The organism is Arthrobacter sp. TJ-263 (assembly GCF_058269155.1).
Genome location: NZ_JBZCNE010000002.1, coordinates 150412 through 165129 on the forward strand (window position 1 = coordinate 150412; position 14718 = coordinate 165129).

The 14718-nt window shown below is 71.5% G+C and carries 14 protein-coding genes; 5 read left to right on the forward strand and 9 right to left on the reverse strand.

Annotated elements, in window-relative coordinates; all coding sequences use genetic code 11:
* Positions 1-37: 37 nt before the first annotated feature.
* The 3 genes from AC4D2F_RS11365 to AC4D2F_RS11375 all read right to left on the reverse strand — a co-directional run bounded on the left by AC4D2F_RS11365 (position 38) and on the right by AC4D2F_RS11375 (position 4129).
* Positions 38-1321, reverse strand: a complete 1284-nt coding sequence (locus tag AC4D2F_RS11365; RefSeq protein ID WP_490910661.1) for a deoxyguanosinetriphosphate triphosphohydrolase — start codon at positions 1319-1321, stop codon at positions 38-40.
* 70 nt (positions 1322-1391) lie between these two features.
* On the reverse strand, positions 1392-2543 hold the full coding sequence (gene dusB, locus AC4D2F_RS11370) for a tRNA dihydrouridine synthase DusB (protein ID WP_104168793.1): 1152 nt from the start codon (positions 2541-2543) through the stop codon (positions 1392-1394).
* A 206-nt stretch (positions 2544-2749) separates the two neighbouring features.
* Positions 2750-4129 carry a YibE/F family protein gene (locus tag AC4D2F_RS11375; protein WP_490910662.1) on the reverse strand — a complete coding sequence of 460 codons (1380 nt, stop codon included), beginning with the start codon at positions 4127-4129 and terminating at the stop codon, positions 2750-2752.
* 119 nt (positions 4130-4248) lie between these two features.
* On the opposite strand from AC4D2F_RS11375, the gene AC4D2F_RS11380 reads away from it, so the two are divergent.
* Both AC4D2F_RS11380 and AC4D2F_RS11385 read left to right on the forward strand, forming a co-directional pair.
* On the forward strand, positions 4249-4983 hold the full coding sequence (locus AC4D2F_RS11380) for an alpha/beta hydrolase (RefSeq protein WP_490910663.1): 735 nt from the start codon (positions 4249-4251) through the stop codon (positions 4981-4983).
* A gap of 107 nt (positions 4984-5090) precedes the next feature.
* Complete coding sequence (locus tag AC4D2F_RS11385) at positions 5091-5906, forward strand: lysophospholipid acyltransferase family protein (protein ID WP_490910664.1); 816 nt, start codon at positions 5091-5093, stop codon at positions 5904-5906.
* A gap of 13 nt (positions 5907-5919) precedes the next feature.
* Here AC4D2F_RS11385 and AC4D2F_RS11390 read toward each other — a convergent pair whose 3' ends face one another.
* Together AC4D2F_RS11390 and AC4D2F_RS11395 are read right to left on the reverse strand one after the other, a co-directional pair.
* Positions 5920-6831: a GNAT family N-acetyltransferase gene (locus AC4D2F_RS11390; protein WP_490910665.1), complete on the reverse strand. Its 912-nt coding sequence runs from the start codon at positions 6829-6831 to the stop codon at positions 5920-5922.
* Entirely contained in the window at positions 6831-8219 is a 1389-nt protein-coding gene (locus AC4D2F_RS11395; protein WP_490910666.1) for a glycine--tRNA ligase, read from the reverse strand. Before AC4D2F_RS11395 ends, AC4D2F_RS11390 begins: the two co-directional genes overlap by 1 nt.
* A 273-nt stretch (positions 8220-8492) precedes the next feature.
* On the opposite strand from AC4D2F_RS11395, the gene AC4D2F_RS11400 reads away from it, so the two are divergent.
* On the forward strand, positions 8493-10115 hold the full coding sequence (locus AC4D2F_RS11400) for a M28 family peptidase (protein ID WP_490910667.1): 1623 nt from the start codon (positions 8493-8495) through the stop codon (positions 10113-10115).
* 90 nt (positions 10116-10205) lie between these two features.
* Here the strand turns inward: AC4D2F_RS11400 and AC4D2F_RS11405 are convergent, their stop codons facing one another.
* Positions 10206-11168 (reverse strand): DMT family transporter, encoded by a 963-nt coding sequence (locus AC4D2F_RS11405; protein WP_490910668.1) that lies wholly within the window; start codon positions 11166-11168, stop codon positions 10206-10208.
* A 31-nt stretch (positions 11169-11199) separates the two neighbouring features.
* Between AC4D2F_RS11405 and AC4D2F_RS11410 the strand changes: the two genes are divergently transcribed.
* The gene (locus AC4D2F_RS11410) at positions 11200-11445 is read left to right on the forward strand and encodes an RNA-binding S4 domain-containing protein (RefSeq protein ID WP_490911093.1); all 246 of its coding nucleotides are present in this window, start codon (positions 11200-11202) and stop codon (positions 11443-11445) included.
* Between the two features lie 19 nt (positions 11446-11464).
* Here AC4D2F_RS11410 and AC4D2F_RS11415 read toward each other — a convergent pair whose 3' ends face one another.
* The gene (locus tag AC4D2F_RS11415) at positions 11465-12145 is read right to left on the reverse strand and encodes an alpha/beta hydrolase (RefSeq protein WP_490910669.1); all 681 of its coding nucleotides are present in this window, start codon (positions 12143-12145) and stop codon (positions 11465-11467) included.
* A 139-nt stretch (positions 12146-12284) separates the two neighbouring features.
* Between AC4D2F_RS11415 and AC4D2F_RS11420 the strand changes: the two genes are divergently transcribed.
* Complete coding sequence (locus tag AC4D2F_RS11420) at positions 12285-13103, forward strand: SGNH/GDSL hydrolase family protein (protein ID WP_490911094.1); 819 nt, start codon at positions 12285-12287, stop codon at positions 13101-13103.
* 112 nt (positions 13104-13215) lie between these two features.
* Here AC4D2F_RS11420 and AC4D2F_RS11425 read toward each other — a convergent pair whose 3' ends face one another.
* Together AC4D2F_RS11425 and metX are read right to left on the reverse strand one after the other, a co-directional pair.
* The gene (locus tag AC4D2F_RS11425) at positions 13216-13458 is read right to left on the reverse strand and encodes a hypothetical protein (protein ID WP_104168794.1); all 243 of its coding nucleotides are present in this window, start codon (positions 13456-13458) and stop codon (positions 13216-13218) included.
* Positions 13459-13572: 114 nt separating this feature from the next.
* Positions 13573-14715 (reverse strand): homoserine O-acetyltransferase MetX, encoded by a 1143-nt coding sequence (metX, locus tag AC4D2F_RS11430; RefSeq protein ID WP_258069947.1) that lies wholly within the window; start codon positions 14713-14715, stop codon positions 13573-13575.
* Between the last annotated feature and the right edge of the window lie 3 nt (positions 14716-14718).

Below are 14718 nucleotides of genomic sequence, written 5' to 3' on the forward strand. Positions count from 1 at the left end.
CCGATGGGGGCGGGAGCGGGCAGGCGAGCGCGCAGGCCTACCAGAGGGCCGGGACCGGCCCCACGATGCGTTCGTGGAGTCCGAGGGCGGACACGTCGGTGAGCGAGGCGACCTGGTCGACGACCACGCGCAGGCGGGCGTCGTCGTCCTCCGCCTCCCGCCAGTCCGCGGCGAACATCGGTTCGAGGTGCCGGTCCCCGTCGGCGTGGATCTGCGCCACGAGGGACGCCAGGATCTCCCGCTGGCGCTCGTAGAGGGGCTGGCGGTGGTCGGTGGTCATCACGTAGGTGGTGGCCAGGCCCTTCATGACGGCGATCTCCATGACCGTCTCCTCCGGGACCACCATCTCCGCGTTGTAGCGGGTCAGCGGATCAGGGCCGTAGATGGACCGCGTGGACTGCATGGCGCTAAGGCAGAACCGGCCGATCAGCTGGCTCGTCATGTTCTTGAGGGCCGCCATGGACCGTCGCGTGCCGTCCGCCTCGCGTACCCAGACCGGTGTCCTCTCGAGCCGGGAGAGGGCGCCGTCGACGGCCGCCGGGTCGCTGCCCGGCAGGTACCACTGCTGCGTGTAGCCGACCACCCGGGCGCGGGCGTCGGCGCTGTCCATCCACCGGAGCTGCAGGTGCCCCGCGACGATCGCGTCCTCGACGTCGTGCACGGAGTAGGAGATGTCGTCCGCGAGGTCCATCACCTGCGCCTCGAGGCACGAGCGGCCCTCCGGGGCGCCGTCGCGCAGCCACGCGAAGACCGGGAGGTCGTCGTCGTACGCACCGAACTTCGTGGTCCGCTGACCGCTGATGACGGGCGCCGCGGCCGCCGTCCACGGGTACTTGCAGGCGGCGTCGAGGCTGGCCCGCGTGAGGTTCAGCCCCGCGGGACCGCCGCCCGGAGCGAGGACCTTCGGCTCCAGCCGGGTGAGGAGCCGCAGGGTCTGGGCGTTGCCCTCGAACCCTCCGATGCCGTGGGCGAGGTCGTTGAGCGCCGATTCGCCGTTGTGCCCGAAGGGCGGGTGCCCGAGGTCGTGGGCCAGGCACGCGGTGTCCACGATGTCCGGATCACAGCCGAGGGTCCTGCCCAGTTCGCGGCCCACCTGGGCCACCTCCAGGGAGTGGGTGAGGCGCGTGCGCACGAAGTCGTCGGTGTCGGGTGCGACGACCTGCGTCTTCGCGCCGAGGCGGCGCAGCGCGGAGGAGTGCAGCACCCGTGCGCGGTCGCGTTCGAAGTCGGTCCGGTGCGAACTCTTGGGCGGTTCCTCCACCCACCGCTCGGTGTCCGCGGCACTGTAGCCGGGGGGGACGGACGGATCGCGGAGACTCATGATGCCTTTCTAGCGCAACGGGGACGGGACGGGGTGCCGGTCCGCATCCTTGTGGACTGCGGGGAGGGCGTCATCCGCCGGATACGTCCACCTCGGCAGCGGCGATGTCCGCCTGCTGCGCCGCATTGAGGACGCGGCCGTCGAGCCAGTGCTCGGGCAGCGCGGTCCTCTTGGGCGAGCCCGCGCGGCCCCGGGGCCCCTCGGCGTCCTGCCCGGGGTACGGCGAGTCCTTGTCGAGTTCGTCCAGGAGCCCGCGCAGCACCTCGAGGGTGGGCACGGTGGCCAGCTTGGCGCGCAGCTCCCCGCCGACGACGTAGCCCTTGAAGTACCAGGCCATGTGCTTGCGGATGTCGCGCAGCCCCATCATCTCGCTGCCGAAGGTCTCCACGAGCAGCTCCGCGTGCCGGTACACGGTGTCCGCGACCTGCCCGAGGCCGGGACGGTGCCGGGACGAGCTGCCCTCGAAGGCGTTCACCAGGTCCCCGAAGAGCCACGGCCGCCCCTGGCAGCCGCGCCCGATGACCACGCCGTCGACGCCGGTCTGCCGCACCATCCGGACGGCGTCCTCCGCGCTCCAGATGTCGCCGTTGCCGAGCACGGGGATGTCCGGCAGGGCCTCCCGCAGCTCCGCGATGGCGTTCCAGTCGGCCTGTCCTGAGTAGAACTGCGCCGCGGTGCGGCCGTGGAGGGCGACGGCGGCGACCCCGCTGTCGCGCGCGATCCTGCCGGCCTCGCGGAAGGTGAGGTGGTCCTCGTCGATGCCCTTGCGCATCTTGATGGTCAGCGGGACGTTCCCCTTCGACGCCTCGCGCACGGCGGTCTGCACGATCCCCGTGAAGAGGTCGAGCTTCCACGGCAGTGCGGCGCCGCCGCCCTTGCGGGTGACCTTCGGGACGGGACAGCCGAAGTTCAGGTCGATGTGGTCCGCGCGGTCCTCCTCGACGAGGAGGCGGACGGCGGCGCCGACGGTCTTCGGATCGACGCCGTAGAGCTGGACCGAACGGACCGCCTCGTCGTCGTCGTGCGAGATGATCCGCATCGATTCCGGACTGCGCTCGACGAGCGCTCGGGAGGTGACCATCTCGGACACGTACAGGCCGCCGCCGTACTCGCGGCAGAGCCTGCGGAACGCCTTGTTGGTGATGCCGGCCATGGGGGCGAGGATCACCGGCGTGTCCACGGTGATGGGACCGAGGGTGAGCGGCGGCAGATCGAGCTTCAGCGCGCCGTCGGGTGCGTCGGGAAGGGCATCCGCGGGGTCGCCGTAGCCGGGATCGCCGGAAGGGACGGGGAGGGTCGATACTGCTGTCACCCCTCCATTGTCGCAAGCACCCGCAAATCCGGCGTCGTCGCGCGCCGCACGTCCTCGGTCCGCCCTGTCCGCCCTGGCCGCCCGTGCCGCCTTGCCCGCCCTGCGCCACGCGTTCGTCATGCGCCCGGCTCCGGGACGCTCCGGGCAGGGCGTTCGCCGAGCGCCACGAGCCGTTCCCCCGGGGCGAGGGTTCCCGCGCCCTCGGCGGCGAGGACCGCCGGTGTCGCACCCTCGCCGGGGTCGCCGTCGTCGTGCCTGCCGCGCGTGGTCCTCGGACCCACCGCCTTCACCACCAGCACCGCGATGAGCGTGGTGAGCGGGATGGCCAGGACGAGGCCGATGGAGCCCACCAGGGTCCGCACCACCTCCTCGGCCAGTTCGCCGCTCGTGAGGGTGTCGATGAGGGTGCGGTCGTAGAGGGAGACGAGGATCAGCACGGGCAGCGCCGCCCCGGCGTACGCGAAGGCGATGGTGTAGACGGTGGAGGCGATGTGGTCGCGGCCGATCCTCATGGCGGACCCGAAGAGCCGGCGCCCGGAGGTGTTCGGGGCGAGCTCGTACAGTTCCCACACCGCCGAGGACTGCGTGATCGTCACGTCGTTGAGGACACCGAGGCCGGAGATGATCAGGCCGCACAGGATGATCGAGGAGATCGACAGCTCGTCCGAGGCGTTCACGAGCGTGTACGCGTTCTCGTCGCCCACGCCGGTCAGGTGCGCGGCGTCGGTGGCCCAGGCCGCGAGCACCGCCGTGATGCCGAGCCCGAAGACCGTCCCGAGCAGCGCCGTCGAGGTGCGCGCGGAGAAGCCGTGCGCGAAGTAGAGGACGCCGTACATGATCACGATCGAGCCGACGAGTCCCAGCAGCAGGGGCGGCGCGCCCTCGACGAGGCCGGGCAGGATGAACTGCGCCAGGACCACGAGGGCGCCGACGAGGCCGATCATGGCCCGCAGGCCCCGCCAGCGGGCCACCGCGATGACGACGACGGCGTACAGGACGGCGAGCGCGACGATCGGGACGGAGCGGACGAAGTCGACGAACACGTAGGGCGCCGCCCCGTCCTGCATCACGGACGCCAGGTCGAGGTAGCGGATCTCGTCGCCCGGCTCGACGGCGTCGGTCTTCGCGAGCTCGGGCGTCACCTCGACGGGGATGAGGCCGCCCCCGAGCGCCGGCTGCGTGTAGGCGATGGTGCAGGTGAGCGCCGTTCCGCCGGCGTCGACCGTGGCCCGGGAGGACGGGCAGTCGCCCTCCCCCACCTCGCGGACCGTCCCGCGGTCGAAGCTGACGCCCTCCGCCGTCGCGTACGGACTGGCGACGGTGAGCGAGCTGCGGTCCCCGCCCGGCCACAGGAGCACCATGGCGATGAGGGTGACCACGCCCAGGGGCACGAGGATGGCCGAGAGCAGGAGGTTCGCCCGGCGTCGCGCGGCAGTCGCGGGGGCGGACGGCTCCGAACTCCCCCTGGTGTGCTGGTGGCAGTGGCCCACGGGCATCCTCGGTGGTCGGGCTGGTTTGATGGTGCGGTGGCAGGTGCGCCGGGCACCGTCTGCGATTCTACGCAGGGAGCCCGCCGGGCAGCGGCAGCCCCGTCCGGGGCGGAGAGAGGTGGTACGTGGCAGCGAAGGCATCACCTCCCGCACGGGACAGGGATCCGGTGCTCTCGATCCGCGGTGCGTCGTCGCCGGTGCGCGGCGTGGCGCTCGTGCTGCACGGCGGCCGGGCGGACAGCTATGACGCCGTGCAGCCCACGCACCTCAGCCCTCTCCGGATGCGCCCCTTCGCCGCGCGCCTGGCAGCCGCCGGCGGCGGGCAGGGGCTCGCGGTCTGGACGCTCCGCAACCGGGTCCGCGGGTGGAACGGGGAGGACCGGTCGGCCCTCCGGGACGCGCGCTGGGCGCTGGGACGGATCACTGCGGAGCATCCCGACGTACCGGTCTACCTCCTCGGCCATTCCATGGGCGGGCTGACGGCGCTCTCCGTTGCGGGCCACCCGCAGGTCCGCGCCGTCGCGGCCCTCGCCCCGTGGCTGGCGCCCTCGAGCCCCGTCGAACCGGTCCGCGGGCGCAGCCTCCTGATCATGCACGGGGACACCGACCGGTGGACGAGCCCGACGGCGTCGCTCGCCTTCGCCCGCCGGGCCCAGCCGGTGGCGGCGGACGTGCGCTACGTGCGGATGCTCGGCGCCGGCCATTTCATGTTCCGCACGGTGCCGGTCTGGCACGGCATGAGCACGTCGTTCCTGCTGGGCCGCTTCGCCGAGGACACCGGTGCGGTGATCGACCGCCGCGTCCTCGCGCGCTCCGCTCCGCTCTTCAGCGCCGCGGATCCGCTCGACATCACCGCGTGAGCCCCGGCCGTGCAGCGCAGGTCCCCCCGTCCGGGGTACAAAGAGTACACAGAGAGCACCAGCGGGTTCGTCCCGCGACCGCCGAGGGCAGGAAGAGGGATCTGAGCATGGGATGGAAGCCGCGGCAGAGCGACCGCATGTACCGGTTCGTCGTCTACGCGGGCAAGACCGCGTTCGCGGCGCTGCGCCTGCCGGTCACGGTCACCGGGACGCAGAACCTGCCCGCGTCGGACCCCCTGAACCGGCGCTCGCGCCGGGCCGTGCCCGGGCACGGCGCCGTCGTCGCCATCACGCACTTCGGCTACCTGGACTTCGCCTTCGCGGAACTCGTCCTGTGGAACCACGCCCGCATCCAGGCGCGCTACATGATCTCCAAGCGCGCGGCGGAGCACTGGTTCGTCAGCCCGTTCGTCTTCGGCCTCGGCCACGTCATCACGGACCGGAAGGCGGGGGCGGCGGCATACGACGACGCCCTCGCGAAGCTGCGGGCCGGCGAGTACGTGGCGATCCTCCCCGAAGCCGGGGTGTCCCGCAGCTACACGGTGCGCGCGCTCAAGACCGGCGCGGTGCGGCTCGCCGCCGAGGCCGGCGTCCCCGTGATCCCCGTCTCCGTCTGGGGGTCCCACCGGCTGCTGACCCGCGGCCACGGCTTCTCCGTCCGGCGCGCCTGGAAGTCCCCCGTCCGCGTCCACATCAGCCCCGCCATCCACCACGCCCCGGGACTCGACGTCGCCGAGGAGACGGAGAAGCTCCGCCAGGAACTCCAGGACGGCATCGAGACGTGCATCGCCGACTTCCCGGTGGCCCCGGAGCCCGGCGCCTGGTGGATGCCCGCGCACCTCGGCGGCGGGGCCATGACCGTGACCGAGCGGGAAGCCGCGGACCTCGCGGACCAGAAGGCCGGCCGGCACGACCGCGGCTGAGCACGGGTGAGCGTCAGCCCGTCGCGACGACCAGTGTCTCCGGTCCGGCCAGGCGTGCCGCACCCGTGGCCAGCAGGGGATCGACGACGGCGACCAGCGCCTCCATGGCGTCGTCGATCTCCAGCTGGATGGGGTACTGGTGCACGAGCATCGCGATCAGGGTGGCGACCGCGGCCTGCTGCTCCTGCTCGGGCAGCGTCGTGTCGTAGCCGAGCAGCACGTCCGCCGGGTCGTCGGTCCGCGCCTGCGTATAGCTGACCGCGAATGCCGCGATGGCACCGCCGTCGGCCTTCGGCCGGTCCCGCAGCACGATCGCTCCCCCGGCACCGCTGGCGTCCCCGAGGAACAGCTGCTGGGCCCGGCCCAGGCTGATGTCCGCCCGGTCCCAGGCGTGAACGGACTCGTAGAATGCCGCCACGGCCCGCGTCAGCTCCACGGACCCGGTGGCCGCCTCCTCCAGCTGCGGCCCGGCCGCGTCGTCGAAGGCCGGCGCCGCGAGGGCCCCGGGCGCGACGACGACGAGCCGCGAGCGCTGCAGGGTCCCGAAGCCCGTGGCCTCCGCGAACGCAGCGCCGGTGGTCCCGGGCGACACCTTCGACCGCAGGACCGTGACCCCCGACGGCGACGCCGCGGCCTCGTGCTGGAGCATGGTGAGGAGCGTCGAGCCGACGCCGGCCCGCCGGTGGTCCTCGGCGACCTCGATGTAACACCAGAGCCGGTCCGGGTGGAGCGCCGCCCCGTACACGCAGCCCGCCGCCACGGGGACGCCCTGGTCGACCGCCGTGATACAGCGGTTCCAGGGGGTGTCCGACGGCGGGCGGAACGAGCCGCGGAACTGCTCGGCGGCCGCCGACTCGGGGCCTCCCCAGAGCTGGAGGAGCTCGAGATCGTCCCCGTCCTGCCAGGCACGGTAGTCCAGGGCCATCAGGCTCCGATCAGGCGCTCGGCGAGGTAGCCCTGCACCTTGTCGAGGGACACGCGCTCCTGCGTCATGCTGTCGCGCTCGCGGATGGTCACGGCCTGGTCCTCGAGGGTCTCGAAGTCCACCGTGATGCAGAACGGCGTGCCGATCTCGTCCTGCCGGCGGTAGCGGCGGCCGATGGCGCCGGCGTCGTCGAACTCGATGTTCCAGGACTTCCGCAGCTGGGCCGCGAGGTCCTTGGCCTTCGGGGAGAGGTCCTCGTTGCGGCTGAGCGGCAGGACGGCGGCCTTCACCGGGGCGAGGCGCGGATCCAGCTTCAGTACGGTGCGCTTGTCCACGCCGCCCTTCGCGTTGGGTGCCTCGTCCTCGGTGTACGAGTCCACGAGGAACGCCATGAAGGAGCGGGTCAGGCCGGCGGCCGGCTCGATCACGTACGGCGTGTAGCGCTCGTTGGTGGCCTGGTTGAAATAGCCGAGATCGGTGCCCGAGTGCCTGGAGTGCGTGGACAGGTCGAAGTCCGTGCGGTTCGCGATGCCCTCGAGCTCGCCCCACTCGGAGCCGGCGAACCCGAAACGGTACTCGATGTCCGTGGTGCCCTTGGAGTAGTGGCTCAGCTTCTCGAGCGGGTGCTCGAAGAGGCGCAGGTTGTCCGGGGCGATGCCGAGGTCCGTGTACCAGGAGAACCGCTGGTCGATCCAGTAGCGGTGCCACTCCTCGTCGGTACCCGGCTCCACGAAGAACTCCATCTCCATCTGTTCGAACTCCCGCGTGCGGAAGATGAAGTTGCCCGGCGTGATCTCGTTCCGGAAGCTCTTGCCGATCTGCCCGATGCCGAACGGCGGCTTCTTGCGCGCCGTGGTGAGCACGTTGTTGAAGTTCACGAAGATGCCCTGCGCGGTCTCCGGGCGGAGGTAGTGCATGCCCTCCTCGGAGGCGACGGGGCCGAGGAACGTCTTCAGGAGTCCGGAGAACTCCTGCGGTTCGGTCCACTGGCCCCTGGTGCCGCAGTTGGAGCACGTGACGTCCTGCAGCCCGTTCTCCGGGGCGCGGCCCTTCTTCTCCTCGTACTCCTCCTCGAGGTGGTCGGCCCGGTACCGCTTGTGGCAGGAGAGGCATTCGACCAGCGGATCGCTGAAGACCTCGACGTGCCCGGAGGCCTCCCAGACCTGGCGGGGAAGGATGACGGCGGAATCGAGTCCGACGACGTCCTCGCGGCCGCGCACCATCGTCTGCCACCACTGCCGCTTGATGTTCTCCTTGAACTCGGCGCCGAGGGGCCCGTAATCCCACGCAGACCGTGAACCGCCGTAGATCTCCCCCGACTGGAACACGAAGCCGCGCCGCTTGGCGAGCGAGATGATGGGGTCGAGCGCTGACTTGGCTGCTGCCATGGTGATGTCTCCAGTTCTGGGCAGGCCGCTGGGTGCGGTCGCTGGTGGGGTCGCGTGGATCGGGCCGTCCGGCCCGGACGACGGGCACGGAAGCTACCCGCCAGCCTACCGGTCCGCCCCGCGCGTCAGGGGCCGTCCTCCGCGGCGGCCCGCTCCGGGACCCGCCGGACCTTGACGCGACACCCGAAGTGTTCCTAGGTTGAACCCACGGTGACGTGTGATCCATGTCACTCGAGCCCGGACGGACCGGGCGCTCGCATCCTGAGGAATCCCATGACCCTATCCCTACCGCCGCGCGCCTGCCTCGGGCGCTCGGCGCTGGCACTCGCGGGCACTGTCGCCCTCGTCGCCAGCGGCAGCTTCGCGGCCAATGCCGCCCCGACCTTCGACAACAGCAACAACAACTCCTCCAAGAAGCTCCGGACCGCCGTCACGGTGGAGAAGGTGGTGGGTCACCTCACCGCCCTGGACGCCATCGCCGAGGCCAACGGTGACACCCGGGCCTCCGGCACCGAGGGCTACTCGGACTCGGTCGACTACATCGTGGGCAAGCTGACCGCGGCGGGCTACACGCCCACCGTCCAGCCCTTCACCTTCCCGTTCTTCGCGGAAGTCAGCCCCGCCGTCCTGGAGCAGACCGCGCCGAACGACGTCACCTACGGCCCCGACGACGTGGCCACGATGACCTACTCCGCCCCCGGCGACGTCTCCGGGACCATCAGGGCCGTCGACACGACCGGTGCGGCGAACGCGACCGGCACGAGCGGCTGCGAGGCCTCCGATTTCGCCGGGTTCCCGGACGACGCCATCGCGCTCGTACAGCGCGGCAGCTGCACCTTCGCGGTCAAGGCCGCCAACGCCGAGGCGGCGGGCGCCCGTGCCGTCATCATCTTCAACACCGGGGTGGGGGCGAACACCGGCCCCGTGGCCGGGACCCTCGGGGCACCCGACCTCGTCGACATCCCCGTCGTCGGGGCCAGCTTCGCGGCCGGCGAGGCCCTTCTCGGCGAGGGCGTCAGCGGCAGGGTGGCCGTCGACACCATCTCCGAGAACCGCGAGACGTACAACGTGATCGCCGAGACGGCCACCGGCAACCCGGACAACGTCGTCATGATCGGCGCGCACCTGGACAGCGTCCTCGCCGGCCCGGGCATCAACGACAACGGGACGGGCAGCGCCGGCATCCTCGCCGTCGCCGAGGGCATGAGCAAGGTCAAGCCCGCGAATAAGGTCCGCTTCGCCTGGTGGGGCGCGGAGGAGGAAGGCCTGCTCGGCTCCGAGCACTACGTGGCCGATCTCGTCGCGAAGGACCAGCTGGACTCCGTGGGCCTGTACCTCAACTTCGACATGATCGGCTCCCCGAACTTCGGGCGCTTCGTGTACGACGGCGACAACTCGGCCTTCCCCGTCGGCCCGGGGGCCGCAGCGGGGCCTGCCGGTTCCGGGCAGATCGAGCAGGACTTCCATAACTACTTCGCCTCGGTGGGCCTGGCGTCCGGTGAGACCGCGTTCAGCGGCCGCAGCGACTACGGGCCGTTCATCGCCGAGGGCATCCCGGCCGGCGGACTGTTCACGGGTGCCGAGGGCATCAAGACCGCCGAGCAGGCAGAGCTCTTCGGCGGGGAAGCGGGTGCCCCCTACGACGCGTGCTACCACGCGGCGTGTGACGACACCGACAACCTCAGCATCGAGGCCCTCGACCAGATGAGCGACGCCGTCGCCCACCTCACGATCACCTACGCCATGAGCACGGCGGACGTGAACGGCGCCGGCGCCCCCGTGAAGGGCAAGGGCGCGAAGGACCGCTTCGAGGGCAACCCCCTCGGCGGCGGCACCGAGAGTGGCGGCGGGCTCCACCCGGAGCACGACCACGACCACGAGGTCGCGGACCGCTAGCTGACCCGAACCGCTCACGGCAGGGGCCGGTCCTCCGGGACCGGCCCCTGCTGCGTGCTGGAGCCCTCCCCTGCTGCCGAGCGCCGGACGCTAGGCCCGGGCGCGCCGCGGCCAGGGCAGCGTGGTGAGGATGATCGCCGCGAGGGTCAGGAGCGTGCCGGCAACCGTGGCTAACACCACGATGGTGCCGGGCGCGGGAACCACGAGGTCCAGGAGGAGCGACCCCACGAGCTGGCCGCCGATCATGCACAGCCCCGTGAGCAGGACGCCGAGGCTGCGCACGAGCAGCGCCCCCAGCGCGATGAAGATGCATCCCATGGGCCCGCCGAGGTAGTACCACCACTCGGTGGGCAGCGGGTTTCCCGGCCCGGCGATCGCGACCTTGACCAGCCACGCCGACAGCAGGACCGCCGTGCCGGCGATGAAGTTCATCAGCGTGGCCGCGAGCGGCGTGCCGTAGTGGAGCGCCGCCGTCCCGTTCATGGCCTGCTGGAAACTCAGGAGCACTCCGGCCACGACGGGGAGCAGGACCGGGACCAGCCAGGCCGAGACGTCGCCGGCCGCACCGAAGCGCGGGGACACCGCCCAGATGACGGACAGGACGGTCAGGACGACGCCGATCACCCGCATGGGCGTCGCGGCGCGCTTGCCGCCGGGCCCGATCCCCGCCTTGTCGACGAGGAGCCCGCTGAGCGACTGGCCCATGACGGTCGCCACGGTGAACAGGGCGACGCCGAGGATCCCGATGGTCAGGGACTGGGAGAACACGAAGAACGCCCCGATGGCCCCGGCGGCGATGTAGAAGGGCGGGAACCGCCGCTCCCGGACGGACGGGATGATCTGCAGAGCACCCGCCCGCGCGCCCGGCAGCGCGAGCGTCAGGACGATCATGACCACCAGTCCCGTGCCGAAGCTGATCAGCGCGGCTGCGATGCCGTCGCCGAGCACCGTGCCGAGGGCGCCGTTGATCCTGCCCTGGACGGGGATGGCGAGGCCGGCCACGAGGGCGAGCGGGAAGCCGAGGGCAGGGGGCAGCACGGGGGCATCAGGCACCCGTACAGCCTAGTGCGGCGCATCCGGCATGATGGGATGCATGACCGACCACGCAGGCACCGCCGAACTGCCCATCCGCGACGACATGATCCGGCTGGGGCAGGCGCTGAAGCTCGCCTCGCTCGCGGAGGACGGCGCCGAGGCCAAGACGCTGATCGACAACGGACTCGTGCAGGTGAACGGCGAGATCGAGGAGCGCCGCGGCCGGCAACTGCACGCCGGGGACACCGTCAGCGTCAACGGGCAGACGATCCGGATCAGCCGCACCCGGGCGTGAGTCTCGCTGCCGGGCCGGGTCAGCGGCGGCCGAGGACCGTCATGGTGAGGAACTCCCGGACGTGCGCCAGTTCCTGCTGGTTGATGCTGTGGAACATGTTCGGGTAGAGGATCTTCGTCAGCTTCGTGTGCTTCACCAGCCAGGCGTGGGTGACCTCGATCATCTCGGGCATGATGACCTGGTCCTCCTGGTCGCGTCCCCAGAAGAACTGCACGGGCGACGCGGCGGCCTCGTCGTCCCGGAAGAACGCGTGGCCCTCCGACGGCACGGTGAACCCCGAGAGCCCGACGACGCACGCGAAGTCCGTGGGCCGGTGCCGCAGGAGCGACGTCGCGACCGCCATGCCCTGGGAGAAGCCGAGGATGCTGACGCTGGAGTGGTTCCCGCGGACGGAGTCGAGCCACCCGGACACCGCGGTGACGCTCTCGACGACGCGCTCCACGGAGTAGTCGGCCTCGCGGGAGAGCGGGAACCAGGAGTAACCGGGCCCTGCCGCCAGGGGCGCCCGCACGGACGCCACGGTGAAATCTGCGGGCAGGTGGTCGGCGAGGCCCATGAGGTCCTGCTCGTCGGCCATGTAGCCGTGGAACAGGACGAGCAGGGGCGTGCCCCCGCGCTCGGATTCCGGCTTCGACCACAGGACCACAGGGGTCCGGGAGTCGGTGGAGGGCGCGGCGGTGCCGGTGGCAAATTCAGTCATGGCTCCTATCCTTTCACCTCTCCCCCGCGGAGGCCGTACGGTGGCGCGCGGGCCGAGCCCGTTGCAGAATGGCCCGGTGAACCTTTCCGACGGCGAGACCCTGCTGCCCCCCGACGCCGCACCCGTCCAGGACGGTCCGGTGGTCGACCCCGGCCTCAACCCCGACCCTCATCCGTGGCACCGGTACGTGGCGCTGGGCGACTCCTTCACCGAGGGCATCGGCGACCCCAACCCGGAGAGCATCGGAGGCAACCGGGGCTGGGCAGACAGGACCGCGGAGGAGCTGGCCCGGGGGCAGGCGGACTTCGCCTACGCGAACCTCGCGGTGCGCGGGCGCCTGCTGCAGCAGATCATCGACCAGCAGGTGGACGCCGGCCTGGCCCTCCACCCGGACCTCGTCACCATCTCAGCCGGCGGAAACGACCTCCTGCGCCGCGGCGGGGACCCGGACCTGCTCGCCGAGAAGCTCGACCCGGTGGTCGGGACCCTCGGCGCTTCCGGCGCGACGGTCGTCCTGCTCACGGGGCCCGACGTCCGCGAGACGGTCCTCGGGAGCGTGCGGTCGAGGACCGCCATCTACAACGAGAACCTGCGCACCATCGCCGCCCGGCACGAAGCGGTCATCGGCGACATGTGGGCACTCCGCCAGCTCACCAATCCGCAGATGTGGTCCGCGGACCGGCTGCACTTCTCCCCCCTCGGGCACCACACCATCGCCGCCATGGTGCTCGACACCCTCGCCGTCCGGCACACCCTGCTGCCGCTGCAGCCCAAGGACCTGCCGGCGCGGAGCTGGCGGACGGCACGGTCCGAGGACCTCGTCTGGGCGCGCGAGCACCTCGTACCCTGGGTGCTGCGGCGGCTCCGGCACCAGTCCTCCGGCGACGGCGTGATCGCGAAGCGTCCCGAGCCCGGGCCCATCTTCGGTCCGGGCATGCCGCCGGGCACCGCGGGCTAGCTCCCGCCGCGGCCCCTCGCCCGGACGACAGGGATGACCGGGCTTCCGCCCGGTCATCCCTGCTCCATCGTGCGTCGGCTCTATCGTGCGTCAGCGGTCCGGCCGCCGGGACTCAGCCGTCGAGCGAGACCTCACCGTTGGCCACGGCGTCGGCGCAGGCGCTGAGATCCGGCCCGGGCTTGAAGTCGACGAACTGCGGCTGCAGCTTCTGGAAGAGGAACTCGTAGACCTCGTCGCGGGACTTCCCGTCCATGGTCTCCGCGGCCTCCCGGACCGCACCCTGCAGCGCGCGGTCGGCGTCGAGCAGGATCTTGTCGCGGGCTTCCTGGTTCCAGCCGATGGTGCTCAGTTCCATGAACAGCTCCTCTTCCTCGCGGATCGATGCGTCCGGGACCCTTGCCCCGGACGGGCCCGCCACCACTTCCTAAGCAGGCTTACTGCCACCCTAGGTGCTTGCCGGGGGAATCGGCTACCAGCCGTAGAAGGCCGACCCGAGCTGGTGGTCGAGCTGGTGGATCTGGGTGAGGAAGGCGTCGTGGCCCATGGGCGAGGAGATCATGTGGACGGGGACATCGCCGGGCAGGCCGGCCGCGAGCCGGTGCGACTGCCAGGGGAAGTACAGGCGGTCCGTGTCCACCGCGGCGATGAAGAACTCCGACGTCGCCGCCCCCAGGACGTCCTCCAGGCTTCCGCGATCACGCGCGGCGTCGTGGCTCATCAGCGCCTCGGTGAGGATCACGTAGCTGTTGGCGTCGAAACGGTCCACGAGCTTGTCGGCCTGGTGGTCGAGGTAGCTCTCCACCCGGTAGCGGCCCCGGTCGGCGGGCAGGACGGCCCCGAGGGGCTGCTCGGCGTCCTGCTCCGCGCGACCGAAGCGTGCTTCCAGTTCCTGCTCCGCGCGGTAGGTGATGTGCGCGATCCGCCGCGCGATACCGAGGCCCGCCTCCGGATGCGGGCCGCCGTAGTAGTCGCCGCCGCGGTAGGCGGGGTCGAGCCGGATGGCCTGCAGCTGTGCCTGGGCGAACGCTATCTGTTCGGCCGAACTGGCGGCAGTGCAGGCGATGACGGCGCACCGCTCCACCCGCTGCGGGTACATGAGTGCCCATTCGAGGGCCCGGGCGCCGCCCATCGACCCGCCGAGCACGGAGTGCCAGCGCCGGATACCGAGCTGGTCGGCGAGCAGGCCCTCCGCGCGGACGGCGTCGCGGATGGTGACGAAGGGGAACCGCGCACCCCAGGGTTCGCCGTCGGGTGCCAGGCTGGCCGGCCCCGTCGAGCCGTAGCAGCCTCCCAGCATGTTGACGGCCACCACGAAGTAACGGTCGGTGTCCACCGTGCGGCCGGGGCCCACGAGCGAGTCCCACCAGCCCTCCTCCTCCGAGGCGCCACGGGCCACGTGCGAGCTGCCGGTCAGGGCGTGCTGCACGAGGACGGCGTTGGAGCCGTCCCGGTCCAGCCGGCCCCAGGTCTCGAACGCCAGCTGGACGTCGGGCAGCTCACCCCCGGTCTCGAGGACCAGCGGCCCGATCGACGCGACACGGAGCAGCCCGTCCCCCTGGGGAGGTGCGTCGTCGGTCCATGCGGGCAGCGGAGCAGGAGGGTACGTGGTCACGAA

Bases quoted from the DNA above. Each gene is read 5' to 3' on its own strand.
- AC4D2F_RS11395 (WP_490910666.1), bottom strand. From the start codon at position 8,219: ATGGCAGCAGCCAAGTCAGCGCTCGACCCCATCATCTCGCTCGCCAAG.
- AC4D2F_RS11390 (WP_490910665.1), bottom strand. From the start codon at position 6,831: ATGGCCCTGGACTACCGTGCCTGGCAGGACGGGGACGATCTCGAGCTC.
- AC4D2F_RS11415 (WP_490910669.1), bottom strand. From the start codon at position 12,145: ATGACTGAATTTGCCACCGGCACCGCCGCGCCCTCCACCGACTCCCGG.
- AC4D2F_RS11400 (WP_490910667.1), top strand. From the start codon at position 8,493: ATGACCCTATCCCTACCGCCGCGCGCCTGCCTCGGGCGCTCGGCGCTG.
- AC4D2F_RS11375 (WP_490910662.1), bottom strand. From the start codon at position 4,129: ATGCCCGTGGGCCACTGCCACCAGCACACCAGGGGGAGTTCGGAGCCG.
- AC4D2F_RS11365 (WP_490910661.1), bottom strand. From the start codon at position 1,321: ATGAGTCTCCGCGATCCGTCCGTCCCCCCCGGCTACAGTGCCGCGGAC.
- AC4D2F_RS11385 (WP_490910664.1), top strand. From the start codon at position 5,091: ATGGGATGGAAGCCGCGGCAGAGCGACCGCATGTACCGGTTCGTCGTC.
- AC4D2F_RS11410 (WP_490911093.1), top strand. From the start codon at position 11,200: ATGGGATGCATGACCGACCACGCAGGCACCGCCGAACTGCCCATCCGC.
- AC4D2F_RS11425 (WP_104168794.1), bottom strand. From the start codon at position 13,458: ATGGAACTGAGCACCATCGGCTGGAACCAGGAAGCCCGCGACAAGATC.